The organism is Cellulomonas fimi ATCC 484, from assembly GCF_000212695.1.
In the GTDB taxonomy this organism is placed as follows: Bacteria; Actinomycetota; Actinomycetes; order Actinomycetales; family Cellulomonadaceae; genus Cellulomonas; species Cellulomonas fimi.
The window spans coordinates 3,772,811-3,786,675 of sequence record NC_015514.1 but is presented as its reverse complement, the minus strand read 5'-3'; the positions used below and the strand labels follow the sequence as shown (position 1 = coordinate 3,786,675).

Genomic DNA, 13,865 nt, shown 5'->3' with positions numbered 1-13,865 from the left:
GGGCGGGCCGGGTCCGGGCGCGGCGCGGGCCGCGTCAGGCGGGCGCGACCTCGCGCAGCCAGTCGAGCAGCAGGTCGTTGACGACGGCCGGCGCCTCCTCGGGCAGCCAGTGCCCGGCGGTGCGGACCAGCTCGTACCGGTAGTCGCGGCCGACGAGCGCGGCGGTCGAGGGGGACAGCGCGGCGTGCGCGGACGGGCGCAGGCCGTCGCGGCCCCCGTGGACCTGGAGCACGGGCAGAGGGCGGGTACGACCCAGCGCGGCCAGGTACCGCCGGCCGTCGGTGCGCGGCACCGACCGCACGAGCCACCGCAGCTGCTCCATCTGGCTGTGCGCGGCGAACGGCACGCGGGCCGCCTCGCGGTAGCGGTGCTCCGTCGGCGCGTCGAGCCAGCCCGGTGCGCCGCCCCACTCGGTCAGCAGCGTCCGGACGAGGTCGCCCTGCTGGAGCGCGCGCTCCGGGAACGACGGCAGCTGCGCGAACGCGAGGCGCCGGACGGCCCTCGCCCGCAGCGACGTGCGGGGGTGGCGGTGCAGGTCGAGCGGGTGCGGGGCCGCGAGCACGGCGACCGCGCGCGTCACGTCGGGCTGCAGCGCGGCCATCGCCCACGCGATCTCGCCACCCGTGCCGTTGCCGATCACGACGGCGCGCGACGCACCGAGCGAGCGCACCACGCCCGCGACGTCCGCGGCGAGCGTCGGCACGTCGTACCCCTGCGGCGGCTTGTCCGACGACCCCGTCCCGCGCACGTCCATCGCGGCGACCTGGTACCCCGCGTCCGCCAGCACCGGGATCTGGTGCCGCCACGCCCACCAGAACTGCGGCACGCCGTGCAGGAGCACGACGAGGGGCGTGTCGCGGTCGTCAGGACCCGACACGGTCACGTGGAACCGGGCGCCGTTCGCGGCGACGAACCGGTGCCGCCACGGGCCCTCGACGAGGAGCGTGGCGGAGTCGACGGTGGTCATCGCAGCCGAACCTACCGGGTACGCGGCGGTTCCGAGGTGGTCGCGTGGTGCCGGTCCCGCAGCCACAGCGCCCCGCCGCCGGCCAGCGCGGCGGTCACGGACGCGACCAGCACCGCGACGACGACGTGCTCGTCGTGCGCGCTCCCGGCACCGAACGCGAGCTCACCGACCAGGAGCGACACCGTGAAGCCGATGCCGGCGACGAGCCCCACGGACAGCACGTCGGCCCAGCCCAGCCCCGGGGCGAGCTCCGCGCGCGTGAACCGCGCCACGAGCCACGTCGCCCCCAGGATGCCGAGCGGCTTGCCCACGACCAGCCCGAGCGCGACCCCCTGCGCCACCGGGTCGCCGACCGCTCCCGTGAGCGTCGCGGCGCTGAACGTGACCCCCGCCGCGAAGAGTGCGAACACCGGGACCGCGAAACCGGCCGACACAGGGCGCCACCGGTGCTCCCACCGCTCGGCGAGCGACTCCTCGGGCGGTGCCGGGAGCCGCAGGGCGCGCTGCGTGGCCCGCGGCGTCGCGGGCACGACCACCCCGAGCAGCACGCCCGCGATCGTCGCGTGCACGCCCGACGCGTGCATGAGCGCCCACGCGACGACCGCCAACGGCACGAGCACCCATCCCGTCGTCACCCCGCGGGCCACGGCCACCGCGAACACGGCCACCGTGAGCAGCGCCGCGCCGAGCCACACGAGCGCCACGTGGTCGGTGTAGACGACCCCGATGACGACGATCGCCAGCAGGTCGTCGACCACCGCGAGCGTCAGCAGGAACGCCCGCAGCGCGTTCGGCAGCGAGCGTCCGACGACCGCGAGGACCGCGACCGCGAACGCGATGTCCGTCGCCGTGGGGACCGCCCATCCCTTCGGCACGCCGTCCGGCGCCGACAGGTTCACCGCGAGGTACAGCGCCGCCGGCACGAGCATCCCGCCCACCGCGGCGACGATCGGCACCACCGCCGTGCGGGGGTCGCGCAGCTCGCCCGCGACGACCTCGCGCTTGAGCTCGAGACCGACGACGAAGAAGAACACGGCCAGGAGCCCGTCGGTCGCCCACTGCGCGAGGGTCAGGTCGAGGTGCAGCGCCGCCGGACCCACGACCGTGGACGACAGCGCTGTGTACGACGCGGGTGCGAGGTTCGCCCACACGAGCGCCACCGCCGTGCCGGCCAGGAGCAGGAGCCCCCCGGTGCGCTCCTCGCGGAGCGTGTCGAGCAGGTTGCGCTCGCCGCCGGGCGTGAGCGCGGCGAAGAGGCGGGGAGCGGTGCGGGCCACGGGGACCTCCGGGGTCGGCGACGGGACTGCCGACCAGACTTCCCGGCGCACCGCGGCCCAGGGTACCGGCGACCTGCTCGCCGGCGCGCCGGTCAGGCGTCGGCGGCCGTCGTCACGTCCGAGCGGTCCTCCGCCGCAGCGCGGCGGTCCTTCGGCGGGTCGAAGCGGTAGCCGACGTTGCGCACCGTGCCGATGAGCTGCTCGTGCTCCGGGCCCAGCTTCGCGCGCAGGCGCCGGACGTGGACGTCCACCGTGCGCGTGCCCCCGTAGTAGTCGTAGCCCCACACCTCCTGCAGCAGCTGCGCGCGCGTGAACACGCGGCCCGGGTGCTGCACGAGGTACTTGAGGAGCTCGAACTCCTTGTACGTGAGGTCGAGCGGCCGACCCCGCAGGCGGGCCGTGTAGCCGCCCGCGTCGATCGTCAGCTCACCCGACGAGATCTCCTGCGGGGCGTCGTCGTAGCCGGCCGTCGCGGCCCGCTCCATCACGAGCCGGAAGCGCGTCTCGACCTCGGCCGGGTTCGCGGACTCCAGGATGATGTCGTCCGCGCCCCACTCCGCCGTGACGACCGTCAGGCCGCCCTCGGTCAGCACGAGCACGAGCGGCACCGTCAGGCCCGTCGCGCGCAGCAGGCGGCAGGTCGTGCGAGCCGTCACCAGGTCACGGCGGGCGTCGAGCACGACGATGTCCGCGTCCGGGGCGTCCACCAGGGCCGACGGTTCGACGGGGAGCACCCGGACCCGGTGCGACAACAGACCGAGCGCCGGGAGCACCTGTGCGGAGCCCCCGGACGCGGGAGTGAGCAGCAGCAGATCTGCCACGTGGAACCTCCTCCCCGCGTGCGAGTGCTGCACACCGTACCGCGCCCGCCGGGCGGCCCGTGCCCGGAGACGACCGGGTGGACGGCGGTCGTCTGCGACAATCCATGCCGTGCCGATCCGCCCCGAGCCCTCGCCGACGTGCCCGTCGACGCTGCCCACGACGCCCCTGACGGCGTCGCCGGCCTGCGTCGCGACGTCCCGGACGACGGGGCGGTAGCGGCCGCATGCAGCTCGCCACACGCGCGGTCCTCACGGCCGTCCTCGCCGCTGTCGTCGCGGTCGCCGGGTTCCTCGGCCCGCTCCCGCTCGCCGCGGTGTGCGCCGCGCTCGTGCTGGTCCTCGCCGCGGGCTGGCCCGCGCTCGCGGGGCTGCCGTTCGGGCCGGGGTCGTCGGCCGTCGTCGCCCTCGGCGGCGTCGGGTCCGTCGCGGTCGTCACGTTCGCCGAGACGCAGCCCTACCTGCAGGGCCTGCCGGTCGTGTTCGCGGGCGCCGTCGTGCTCGCGTTCGTCAACGAGCTGCTGCGCCGCGACGGGCGGGTGCGGCTCGTCGAGTCGGTGTCCGGCACGGTCGCCGGGACGCTCGTCGCGGTCGCGTCGACCGGGTGGGTCGCCACCTCGCGCGGCACCGGCGGCGAGGCGCTCGTGGTCACCGGCGCGCTCGCGCTCGCGGTCGGCTCGGTCGTGGTCGCCGTGCACCTGCCCGCGTGGCTCGGCGTGGTCGTCACGACCCTGTCGTCCGCCGCCGCCGGTGCGCTCGTCGGGCTCCTGCTCGACCCGCTCGACCCCGTCGCCGGCGGGCTCCTCGGTGTCGCCGTGGGCGTGCTCGTCTCGGCCCTGCACGCGCTGTTCGACCGCATGGCCGCGCTCGAGCGCAGGCTCCCGTCGCTCGCCCTCGCCGCCCTGCCGGTCACCGTCACGGGCCTGCTCGTCTACGTCGTCGGCCGCGTCCTGGTCGGCTGACGTGGACCGCGTCGCGCTCGTCCTCGGCGTGCTCGCCGTCGCCGTCGTCGTAGGGCTGGTGTGGCGGTCGCGCGAGGGTCGGTTCACAGCCGTCGCTCCCGCCGTGCTGGCGGCGGCCGAGGCGTCGACCGGCCCGGGGGGCGCCTCCGACGCGGACGCGCGGGACGACCGGGTGGGCGCGCACGAGCTCGGTGGGCCGCTCGGTGCGCGCGCCACGTTCCTGCAGCTCTCCTCCGAGGTGTGCACCCCCTGCCGGCGGACCCGTGCCGTGCTCGCGGCGGTCGCGGCCGAGCACGACGGCGTCTCGCACGTCGACCTCGACGTCGCCGAGCACCTCGACCTCGTGCGACGCTTCCACGTGATGCGCACGCCCACCGTCCTGCTCCTCGACGCGAGCGGAGCGGTCGTCGGCCGGATGTCCGGTGCGACGGACCGCCGCCAGGCGCTGGCCGCGCTCGACTCCTGTCGCGACGGGGTCGCCCCGCGCTGACGGCCCGTCGGCGCGCGGCCCGTCCGGCCGACCGCCCGACGCGCCTGCGACCCCGGCCCCGCGCCCGCTCCGCCGGGTCGCCCGTGCGTCCGTGGGCGGTCCGGATCTCCCCGTGCACCGGATCGCGGCCCCGCACCGAGGCCCGTCCTGAGAGGACCTGCCATGAACAACGTCACCGCCCCGACCCCCACGACCCGGCAGACCACGCCTGACCCGGTCCCCGCACCCGGAGACGGCGGGATCGACGTCCGCGGCCCGCGGTTCGGGGCCGGCGTGAGCGCCGTGCTTCTCGTCGCCGTCCTGCTGCTCGGCGACCTGCCGGGTGTCGCGCTGGCGCTGCTCGCCGTCGTCGCCGCGAGCTTCGCGCTCGGCGTCGCGCGCGGCGTGCCCGGGACGTGGCAGGCCGGGCTGTTCCGCCGGGTCGTCGCGCCGCGGCTCGGGCCGGTGCGGGAGCGGGAGGACCCCCGTCCGCCGCGGTTCGCGCAGCTCGTCGGCCTGCTGGTGACGGGCGTCGGCGTGCTGCTGGGTGCGCTCGGTGTCGCGGCGGCCGTCCCGGTCGCCGCCGCGGTCGCCCTCGTCGCGGCGTTCCTCAACGCGGCGTTCGGCCTGTGCCTCGGCTGCGAGCTCTACCTGCTCGCCCTGCGCCTGCGCACCCGCCCCTGACCCACCCGTCCGCCCGCTCCCCGTCCCCCACGGCCCACGTCGAGCTCGTCACTCCCGGACGAGGTCGTCAGTTGCAGCTGACGAACTCGACCGGAGCTGACGAGCTCGGCGCCGTGGTGGGGAGGCGGCAGGGGCGGGAGAGGGGTCAGTAGACGAGGGCCTGGGCCGTGGGGCGCAGGGTCTCCTCGACGAAGACTGCCGCGCCCGCGATGCGGACCCCGGGCAGGAGGTCGTCCGGCCCGATGCCCCGGCGGACCGCGCACTGGGTGCAGACGGTCACCGTGCCGCCCTCGAGGACGACGTCGAGGAGGTCGGACAACGGGGTCGCGTGCGGGAGGTCCAGCTCGGCGGCACGCCCGGGAAGGCCGAACCACGCGGACTCGCCCGTGAGCCACAGGCTCACCACGGCCCCGGCGGCGACGGCCGCCGCGGCGACCGTGAACGCCTGGTTCGCGGCCTCCGGCCGGTCCAGGCCCGAGGTGGTCTTGATCACGAGGGGGCGGATGCCGTTGCTCACCGGAACAGCGTAGGGGTGCGGCGTCGTTAGGATTCGGTGCATGACTGCGCTCGAGGGAGTCTTCATCGGCCTGCTCGTCGCGGCGACCCTGGCGATCGCGTGGGTCGCCGGGCTCGTCGTCTGGAAGCTCTTCAAGGGCCAGCGCTGATCCGTCGAGAGGTCTGAGATGGCGTTCGTCCTGCCCGAAGGGCTGGCACCCGAGGTGTACCCGCTCGCGTGGCTCGTCGGCCGCTGGCGCGGCGAGGGGGTCGTGGGCTACCCGGGGATCGAGGAGACCGCCTTCACGCAGGAGGTCGTCTTCGACCACGACGGCGGTCCCTACCTGTCCTACACGTCGACGATCCGGCTCGTCGTCGCCCCGGACGACGCCGCGGCGCTCGACGACGGGGGCGCCGCCGACGCGCCCGGCCCGGTGTGGTCCACGGAGTCCGGCTACTGGCGCGTTCCCCCGGAGCGGCCCGAGGGCATCGACGCGGACCAGCACCCCGTCGAGCTGTTCCTCGCCGACCCGTCGGGACACGTCGCGGTGTACCTGGGAGTCGTCGGCAAGGGCCGCATCGACCTCGCGAGCGACCTGATCGCGCACACCGCGTCGGGCGCCGACGTCAGCTCGGGCAAGCGGCTCTACGGCCTCGTGCAGGGCGACCTCATGTGGGCGCACGACATGGCGGCGTTCGGCCAGCCGATGCAGTCGTACGCCTCCGCCCGCCTGGTCCGCGCCGACGACGCGCCGCAGGGCCCCGCCGACGACGTCACGGACGCGCCGGCCGAGGGCGCCGACGACGCGTCGAGCGAGGGCTGAGACCGTGCCGGCACCGCAGGACCCCGCTCCGGACGCCACGGCGCCGACCCCGCACGGCGAGCCCGTGCGGCACACGAGCCCGCTGCTGCAGCGGCGCGGTGCCGTCGCCGGCTCCGGTCCCGACGCCGGGGTCGCGTGGCACTACGGCGACCCGACCGCCGAGCAGCGCGCGCTGACCCGCGGCGGAGCGGTCGTCGACCAGTCGCAGCTCGGCGTCGTGCGCGTCGCCGGCCCGGACCGGCTGACGTGGTTGCACTCGATCACGTCGCAGGACCTCGCGACGCTGCCGCCGCGCACGTCCACCGAGCTGCTCGTGCTGTCGCCGCAGGGGCACGTCGAGCACGCGGCCGGGGTCGTCGACGACGGCGAGGCGACGTGGCTGCTCACGGAGACGCCCGTGGCGCTCGCCGCGTGGCTCGACCGCATGAAGTTCATGCTGCGCGTGGAGATCACGGACGCGACCGACGAGTGGGCGGCGATCGGCGAGCCCGTCGACGCGGAGGGCACGCCGGACGAGCCCGTCACCTGGCGGGACCCCTGGCCGGCCACCGCGCCGGGCGGCACCCGGTACGGCGCCCCCGACGACGAGCACCCCGGTGCCGACCGCGCGTGGCGGCTCGTGCTGGTCCCGCGGGACCGGCTCGTCGACGAGGTGCGTGCCCGCGAGGCGGCCGGCTGGCCGCTCGTCGGCACGTGGGCCGCCGAGGCGGTCCGCGTCGAGGCGCTGCGCCCGCGCGCCGCACGCGAGGTCGACCACCGCACCATCCCGCACGAGCTCGACTGGCTGCGCACCGCCGTGCACCTGCACAAGGGCTGCTACCGCGGCCAGGAGACGGTCGCGCGCGTGCACAACCTGGGCCGCCCGCCGCGACGGGTCGTGCTGCTGCACCTCGACGGGTCCGGACACCTGCTGCCCGAGGCGGGTGCCGCGGTGCACGACGTCGTGGGCGACGCCGGGTCGCCCGAGCCGGGCCGTGCCGTGGGCCACGTGACGACGGTCGCGCGGCACCACGAGCTGGGTCCCGTCGCGCTGGCCGTGGTCAAGAGGTCCGTCCCGGTCGACGCGCCGCTGGTCGTCGACTGCGAGGGCGGTGTCGTCGCAGCCGGGCAGGAGGAGGTCGTGCCGGGCGAGGGCGTCTCGGTCGACCGGCCGGCCGCGCGCGGTCCGGTGAGCCGCGGGCTCGGCCACCACGTCAGCCTGTGAGCGCGCGCCGGGCGCTCGACGTGAGCGCCCGATGAGCGCGACGTGAGTGCCGCCGCGGAGGCGGACGCAGGTCGCCGGCCGAGCCGCCGGGACCTGCCGCTCCTCGTGCGGGCGCGCGTGCGGCAAGGACGGGCGCGGGTCGCCGCCGGGTGGTTCCCGATCCTGCAGGCGGCGGTCGCGGGAGCCGTGGCGTTCGCGATCGCGCACTTCTGGTTCGGTCACCCGTACCCGTTCTTCGCGCCGGTCAGCGCCTGGATCGCGCTCGGCTTCACGATGGACCGCTCGGTGCGGCGCGTCGCCGAGCTCGCGGTCGGCGTCGCGATCGGCGTGGCCCTCGGCGAGGTCGTCGCCGTCGTCATCGGGCAGGGCGCGCTGCAGGTCGGGCTCGTGCTGTTCGTGTCGGCGGTGCTCGCCCGCTTCCTCGACCGCGGCGGCATGCTCACGACGCAGGCCGGCGTGCAGGCGATCGTCATCGTCAGCCTCCCCGCCGCCGCGGGTGGACCGTTCGGGCGCTGGGTCGACGCGGCGCTCGGCGGTGCGGTCGCCCTCGCCGTGGCGCTGCTGACCCCGAGCGACCCCCGACGGCACCCGCGCGCGCTCGGCCAGGCGGCGCTCGACGAGCTCGCGGGCGTCCTGCACGGGCTCGCGCGCGGCCTGACGGACCGGTCCGTCGGGGCGGTCGAGGACGCGCTCGTGCGGGGCCGCGCCTCGCAGCCGGCCCTCGACGAGTGGTCCGAGCAGTCCGCGAGCGCGCGCGACCTCGCCCGCGTCTCCCCGGCCGCCCGCCGGTTCGCCGACGAGCTCGCGGCGCTCGTGGGCTCGGCGGTCCTCGCCGACCGTGCGATGCGCAACGCGCGGGTCCTCGCCCGTCGTGCGCTCGCGGTGGTCCAGGCGGACGTGCTGCACGACGCGACCGGCCTCGGCGTCCAGGTCGAGGCGACCGCGGCGGCCGTCGACGAGCTCGCCGCGGCGGTCGGCACCGGCCACGACCCCGAGCGTGCGCGCGAGCAGCTTCTCGCGGTGGCGGGCTCGCTCGACCCGTTCGCGCTCGCCGTCGACGACTGGCAGGTGCAGAGCCTCGTGCTGCTGCACCGGTCGCTCGTCGTCGACCTGCTGGAGACCGCGGGTGTCACGCCGCGCGACGCGCGGGCCGTCCTGCCTGAGATCTGACCGCCCTCGACGCGGGACCTCTCGTAGGCTCGACCCGTGGTCGCCACCCTGCAGGTCTACCTGTTCCTCGCCTTCTACCTCGCCATCTTCGCGCTGAGCGTCTGGGCGCTGGTCGACCTGCTGCGCCGCCCGGCGGCCGCGTTCCCGTCCGCGGGCAAGCGGACCAAGAACTTCTGGGGCGCGATCCTCGGCGTGGGCACGGCGGTCGCGTTCATGGCGATCCCGCCGCCCCTCGGGCTCGGCTTCCTGTCCTTCCTCGGGCTGCTCGCGGCGGTCGGCGCGATCGTCTACCTCGTCGACGTGCGCCCGGCCGTGGCGCCCTACTCGCGCCGGCGCGGCCCCCGCGGCCCGTCGTCGCCGGGCGGCTGGTGACGCCCGACGTCGCGACCGGTGCGGTGCCGCTGGCGCGCGTCGTGCGGGGCGCGCTCGTCGAGTCGGTGCACCTCGGTCACGTCGTCGTGCTCGCGCCCGACGGCTCGGTGCGGCACGCGCTCGGCGACCCCGACGTCACCGTGTGGGCCCGGTCCTCCCTCAAGCCCGTGCAGGCGGTCGCGATGCTGCGCGCAGGTCTCGACGTCGACGGGGAGCGGCTGGCGCTCGTGTGCGCGAGCCACAACGGCGAGGACGCGCACCTCGACGTCGTGCGCCGCCTCCTGACCGGCGCGGGCCTCAGCGAGGCGGACCTGCGCAACACGCCCGACTGGCCGCTCGACCCCGACGCCGCGTGGCGCTGGCGCGCCGAGGGGCGCGAGCGCGCGTCGCTCACGCAGAACTGCTCCGGCAAGCACGCGGGGATGCTCGCGACGTGCGCGGCGCGCGGCTGGTCGACCGACGACTACCTCGACCCGGCGCACCCGCTGCAGCGTGCCGTGCGTGACACCGTCGCCGAGCTGACGGGTGTCGACGTGGCGCACACGACCGTCGACGGGTGCGGGGCGCCGCTCTTCTCGACGACGCTCGTCGGGCTCGCGCGCGCGTTCGCGCACGTGGCTGCGGCCACCGACGGCCCGGCCGCCCGGGTCGGCGCCGCGATGCGCTCGCACCCGTGGCACGTGGCCGGAACGGGGCGCGACGCGACGGCGTTCGGTGCGGGCGTGACGGGGCTCGTGGCCAAGGACGGCGCCGACGGGGTCTACGGTGCCGCGCTGCCCGACGGGTCGGCCGTGGCCCTCAAGGTGCTCGACGGGTCGGCGCGCCCACGGGCGGCGGTGCTCGCGGCGGCGCTCGCGGTCGCGGGTGCCGACGCCGACGTGGTGCGTCCTCTCGGCGTCACGCCCGTGCTGGGGCACGGCGAGCCCGTGGGGGCGGTCGTGCCGGCCTTCGGGCCGTGGGCGCAGGCGGCATGAGGGGCGTCGTGGCGGCCTCCCGGCCGCGGGCGGGTGCCGCGTGAGGGCCGTCGTGCAGCGCGTGACGCGCGCGTCGGTGACCGTCGACGGCGTCGTGGTGGGCGCGATCGACCGTCCCGGGCTCGTGGCGCTGGTGGGCGTGACGCCCGGCGACGGGCCCGCGCAGGTCGAGCTCGTGTCCCGCAAGATCGCGGAGCTGCGGATCCTGCGCGACGAGCGCAGCGCCGTCGACGTCGGGGCGCCCGTGCTGGTCGTCAGCCAGTTCACGCTCTACGCCGACACCCGCAAGGGACGGCGGCCGACGTGGAACGCCGCGGCGCCGGGCCCGGTCGCGGAGCCGCTCGTGGACGCGGTCGTCGCGGCGCTGCGGGACCGGGGGCTCGAGGTCGCCACCGGGGTGTTCGGTGCGGACATGGCGGTCGAGCTCGTGAACGACGGCCCGGTGACGATCGTCCTGGAGTCGGCTCCCGCCTGACACGCCCGCCGTGCCGGCTGCCCGCCGTGCCGACTGCGCGCCGTGCCGGCTGCGCGCTGCGAGGGGGTCGGTCCCGAGGAGGTCCGAGCACGGAGAAGGCCCCTCGGAGTAAGCGTCCGAGGGGCCTTCCCGGTGGACCGCAGGTCCCGGTCCGCCGGAGGACCGGCGGGGACCCCGCTGCGACGGTGCGGCTCCGCCTCGCCGCCCGGAGTGTCCTGCGGTCCGGCGCCCTCGGGAGGGATCCGGCGCCGTCGGCTCCACCGGGGACGGGGAGGACTGCGTCCTGACCTTCCGGTCCGTTGCGGCCCCTGCGTCGTCGTCCACAGGTCGGCGAGATGCCTCGTCGAGATGGCTGCCCGTTCTCCGGTCGGCCCGCGCCCGTCAGCTCCGGGCGCAGGTTGTTCGCCCTCGAAAGGGCCTCTCACCTGCGGTTCCGATGCTGTCGAGCTCGTTGGTGAAGTTCTAGTCCTGCCCGTCGGCGGGTCGCAAGGGTCTGTGCGGACCGACTTTCGTCCACCGGTCCGCGCACAGGTTCGTCCACAGGATGTGCAGGCACGACGCGCTCCGTGCACACCCCTGTGGACAGAATTTGTGGACAGGCCGCGCGGCGTTCACCCGTCCGGGCGTCCGCATCGGTACCCTCCACGCAGGCCCCTCGGTGTAAGCGACCGAGGGGCCTTCGTCGTGCCCGTCGGCCCGCGGTCGGTGGCCGCGCGGCGCGGCCGGATCCCTACCGCATGGTAGGTTTTTCGCGAAGGGTGATCCGCACGCACGAGGAGGTGCCATGCCGCACGCGCCGTTCGACGTCGAACGCGTCCTGTCCGCGCTGTCGCTGGAGGAGAAGGCGTCGCTCACGTCGGGCTCCGACTTCTGGCACACCACGGGCGTCGAACGCCTCGACGTGCCGCCCGTCATGGTCACCGACGGGCCCCACGGCCTGCGCAAGCAGGCGCAGGACGCCGACCACCTCGGTCTCGGCAGCTCCGTCCCCGCGACGTGCTTCCCGACCGCCGCCGCGCTCGGCTCGACGTGGGACGTCGACCTGGTCCGCCGCGTCGGCGAGGCGCTCGGCCGCGAGACGCGCGCCAACGACGTCGCCGTGCTGCTCGGCCCGGGCGTCAACATCAAGCGCACCCCGCTGTGCGGCCGCAACTTCGAGTACGTGTCCGAGGACCCGGTCGTCGCCGGCGACCTCGGTGCCGCGCTCGTCGCCGGCATCCAGAGCCAGGGCGTCGGCACGTCGCTCAAGCACTTCGCGGCCAACAACCAGGAGACGGACCGCATGCGCGTGTCCGCCGACGTCGACGAGCGCACGCTGCGCGAGATCTACCTGCCGGCGTTCGAGCGGGTCGTGACGAAGGCCCAGCCGTGGACCGTCATGTGCGCGTACAACAAGATCAACGGCACCTACGCGTCCGAGCACCACTGGCTGCTCACCGAGGTGCTGCGCGACGAGTGGGGCTTCGAGGGCCTCGTCGTCAGCGACTGGGGTGCGGTGCACGACCGCGTCGCGTCGCTGGCCGCGGGTCTCGACCTGCAGATGCCCGCCGCCGGCCCGCGCCCCGACCAGGAGGTCGTCGACGCGGTGCGCGCCGGACGTCTCGACGAGGCCGTCCTCGACGCCGCCGTGCGCCGGGTCCTGCACCTCGTCCGGCGCGCGCTGCCGGCCGTGACGGGCGCCGACGCGTTCGACGTCGACGCGCACCACGCCCTCGCCCGCGAGGCCGCGGCGGCCGGTGCCGTGCTGCTCAAGAACGACGCCGTCGACGGTGCGCCGCTGCTGCCGCTCGCCGGGGCCGAGGGCCTGCTCGTCGTCGGCGAGTTCGCCCGCACCCCGCGCTACCAGGGTGCCGGCTCGTCGCAGGTCAACCCCACGCGGCTCGACGACGCGCTCGGCGCGCTGCGGTCCGCGACGGGTCTCGACGTGCCGTTCGAGCCCGGCTTCACGATCTCGGGCGGGCCGACGGGGGACGACGACGCGCTGCGCGCGGCCGCGGTGGAGGCGGCCCGCGCGGCGGGCACGGTCGTCGTCTTCCTCGGCCTGCCCGGGCCGGACGAGTCCGAGGGCTACGACCGCCCCCGCCTCGGCCTGCCCGACAACCAGGTGGCGCTGCTCGACGCGGTCGCCGACGTCAACCCGCGCGTCGTCGTCGTGCTGGCGAACGGCTCGGCCGTGTCGCTGCCGTGGCGCGACCGTGCGGCGGCGGTGCTGGAGACGTGGCTGGGCGGGCAGGCGGGCGGCGCGGCCGTCGCGGACCTGCTGCTCGGCTCGGTCGCACCGTCGGGCCGGCTCGCGGAGACCGTCCCGCACCGGCTGGAGGACACCCCCGCGTTCGGGAGCTTCCCGGGCGAGGCGGGCCACGTCCGCTACGGCGAGGGCGTGCTCGTCGGGTACCGCTGGTACGACACGCGCGGCGTCGACGTCGCGTACCCCTTCGGCCACGGGCTGACGTACACGACGTTCCGGTACGGCGACGTCACGGCCGAGGTGACGGGCGAGGGTGCCGACGTGCGCGTCGACGTCCGCGCGACCGTGGCCAACACCGGCGGGCGTCCCGGTGCGGAGGTCGTGCAGGTCTACGTCCGCGACCCCGAGGCGTCGGTGCTGCGCCCCGCGCACGAGCTCAAGGCGTTCGCCAAGGTCGCGCTGGAGCCCGGCGAGCAGCGGACCGTGGCGTTCACGCTCACCGCTCGCGACCTCGCGTACTGGCACCCCGGCCTGCGTCGGTGGGCCGTCGAGGGCGGGACGTTCGTGGTCGAGGTCGGTGCGTCGTCGCGCGACGTGCGCGGCACGGCCACCGTCGAGGTCGTCGGGGAGCCCCTGTGGGGCGAGTTGACCGCGTGGTCGACGATCGAGGAGTGGCTGGCCCACCCCGTCGGTGGGCCGCTCCTGTCGGAGGTCCTCGGGGGCGACGACGTGCCGCAGCTGGACGAGGCCACGGCCGCGATGCTCGCGCAGACTCCCGCGCGCGTGTTCGCGAGCTTCGGGCTCGCGCCGCTGACCGTGGAGGACCTCGACGCGCTCGTGGAGAAGGCCCGCGCCTGATCCCGGTCGACCGCCCGGCACCCGTCCGCAGGGGTGCCGGGCGGTCGTGCGTCCGGGAGCGCGGTGCGACTCGTGTGCCGGGCCGCCCGGTGCCGACCCGTGTGGCCGGCGGGCCGGTGCGACCCGTG

General features: G+C 76.1%; 14 protein-coding genes. 10 read left to right on the top strand and 4 right to left on the bottom strand.

All coding sequences use genetic code 11. The annotated features are described in order from the left end of the window. Positions 1-34: 34 nt before the first annotated feature. The 3 genes from CELF_RS17080 to CELF_RS17070 all read right to left on the bottom strand — a co-directional run bounded on the left by CELF_RS17080 (position 35) and on the right by CELF_RS17070 (position 3,065). The gene (locus CELF_RS17080) at positions 35-967 is read right to left on the bottom strand and encodes an alpha/beta fold hydrolase (protein WP_013772523.1); all 933 of its coding nucleotides are present in this window, start codon (positions 965-967) and stop codon (positions 35-37) included. Between the two features lie 11 nt (positions 968-978). Beyond that, on the bottom strand, positions 979-2,244 hold the full coding sequence (nhaA, locus tag CELF_RS17075; protein ID WP_013772522.1) for a Na+/H+ antiporter NhaA: 1,266 nt from the start codon (positions 2,242-2,244) through the stop codon (positions 979-981). Positions 2,245-2,336: 92 nt separating this feature from the next. Next, a complete protein-coding gene (locus CELF_RS17070) occupies positions 2,337-3,065 on the bottom strand; it encodes a winged helix-turn-helix transcriptional regulator (protein ID WP_013772521.1) in 729 nt (242 codons plus the stop codon). A 224-nt stretch (positions 3,066-3,289) separates the two neighbouring features. Between CELF_RS17070 and CELF_RS17065 the strand changes: the two genes are divergently transcribed. From CELF_RS17065 to CELF_RS17055, 3 genes are all read left to right on the top strand, one after another. Further along, complete coding sequence (locus CELF_RS17065) at positions 3,290-4,024, top strand: hypothetical protein (protein WP_013772520.1); 735 nt, start codon at positions 3,290-3,292, stop codon at positions 4,022-4,024. A 1-nt stretch (position 4,025) separates the two neighbouring features. Further along, positions 4,026-4,514 (top strand): thioredoxin family protein, encoded by a 489-nt coding sequence (locus CELF_RS17060; RefSeq protein ID WP_013772519.1) that lies wholly within the window; start codon positions 4,026-4,028, stop codon positions 4,512-4,514. A gap of 162 nt (positions 4,515-4,676) precedes the next feature. Further along, positions 4,677-5,177, top strand: a complete 501-nt coding sequence (locus tag CELF_RS17055) for a DUF4395 domain-containing protein (RefSeq protein ID WP_013772518.1) — start codon at positions 4,677-4,679, stop codon at positions 5,175-5,177. 145 nt (positions 5,178-5,322) lie between these two features. Here the strand turns inward: CELF_RS17055 and CELF_RS17050 are convergent, their stop codons facing one another. Beyond that, positions 5,323-5,694, bottom strand: a complete 372-nt coding sequence (locus CELF_RS17050; RefSeq protein WP_013772517.1) for a DsrE family protein — start codon at positions 5,692-5,694, stop codon at positions 5,323-5,325. Between the two features lie 166 nt (positions 5,695-5,860). Between CELF_RS17050 and CELF_RS17045 the strand changes: the two genes are divergently transcribed. The 7 genes from CELF_RS17045 (at position 5,861) to CELF_RS17015 (ending at position 13,737) form a co-directional block, all read left to right on the top strand. After that, the gene (locus CELF_RS17045; RefSeq protein ID WP_013772515.1) at positions 5,861-6,496 is read left to right on the top strand and encodes a heme-binding beta-barrel domain-containing protein; all 636 of its coding nucleotides are present in this window, start codon (positions 5,861-5,863) and stop codon (positions 6,494-6,496) included. Between the two features lie 4 nt (positions 6,497-6,500). Further along, positions 6,501-7,700 (top strand): CAF17-like 4Fe-4S cluster assembly/insertion protein YgfZ, encoded by a 1,200-nt coding sequence (gene ygfZ, locus CELF_RS17040; protein ID WP_013772514.1) that lies wholly within the window; start codon positions 6,501-6,503, stop codon positions 7,698-7,700. A 42-nt stretch (positions 7,701-7,742) separates the two neighbouring features. Next, positions 7,743-8,870 (top strand): FUSC family protein, encoded by a 1,128-nt coding sequence (locus CELF_RS17035; RefSeq protein ID WP_013772513.1) that lies wholly within the window; start codon positions 7,743-7,745, stop codon positions 8,868-8,870. A 36-nt stretch (positions 8,871-8,906) separates the two neighbouring features. Beyond that, a complete protein-coding gene (locus CELF_RS17030) occupies positions 8,907-9,242 on the top strand; it encodes a DUF2516 family protein (protein WP_013772512.1) in 336 nt (111 codons plus the stop codon). Further along, positions 9,239-10,216 carry an asparaginase gene (locus CELF_RS17025; RefSeq protein WP_013772511.1) on the top strand — a complete coding sequence of 326 codons (978 nt, stop codon included), beginning with the start codon at positions 9,239-9,241 and terminating at the stop codon, positions 10,214-10,216. The genes CELF_RS17030 and CELF_RS17025 overlap by 4 nt, the downstream gene beginning before the upstream one ends. 40 nt (positions 10,217-10,256) lie before the next feature. Further along, positions 10,257-10,691 carry a D-aminoacyl-tRNA deacylase gene (gene dtd / locus CELF_RS17020; RefSeq protein ID WP_041553595.1) on the top strand — a complete coding sequence of 145 codons (435 nt, stop codon included), beginning with the start codon at positions 10,257-10,259 and terminating at the stop codon, positions 10,689-10,691. Between the two features lie 784 nt (positions 10,692-11,475). Further along, positions 11,476-13,737 (top strand): aryl-beta-d-glycosidase, encoded by a 2,262-nt coding sequence (locus tag CELF_RS17015; RefSeq protein ID WP_013772509.1) that lies wholly within the window; start codon positions 11,476-11,478, stop codon positions 13,735-13,737. Positions 13,738-13,865: the final 128 nt, after the last annotated feature.

Bases quoted from the DNA above. Each gene is read 5' to 3' on its own strand.
- CELF_RS17080 (WP_013772523.1), bottom strand. From the start codon at position 967: ATGACCACCGTCGACTCCGCCACGCTCCTCGTCGAGGGCCCGTGGCGG.
- CELF_RS17065 (WP_013772520.1), top strand. From the start codon at position 3,290: ATGCAGCTCGCCACACGCGCGGTCCTCACGGCCGTCCTCGCCGCTGTC.
- CELF_RS17055 (WP_013772518.1), top strand. From the start codon at position 4,677: ATGAACAACGTCACCGCCCCGACCCCCACGACCCGGCAGACCACGCCT.
- CELF_RS17045 (WP_013772515.1), top strand. From the start codon at position 5,861: ATGGCGTTCGTCCTGCCCGAAGGGCTGGCACCCGAGGTGTACCCGCTC.
- CELF_RS17015 (WP_013772509.1), top strand. From the start codon at position 11,476: ATGCCGCACGCGCCGTTCGACGTCGAACGCGTCCTGTCCGCGCTGTCG.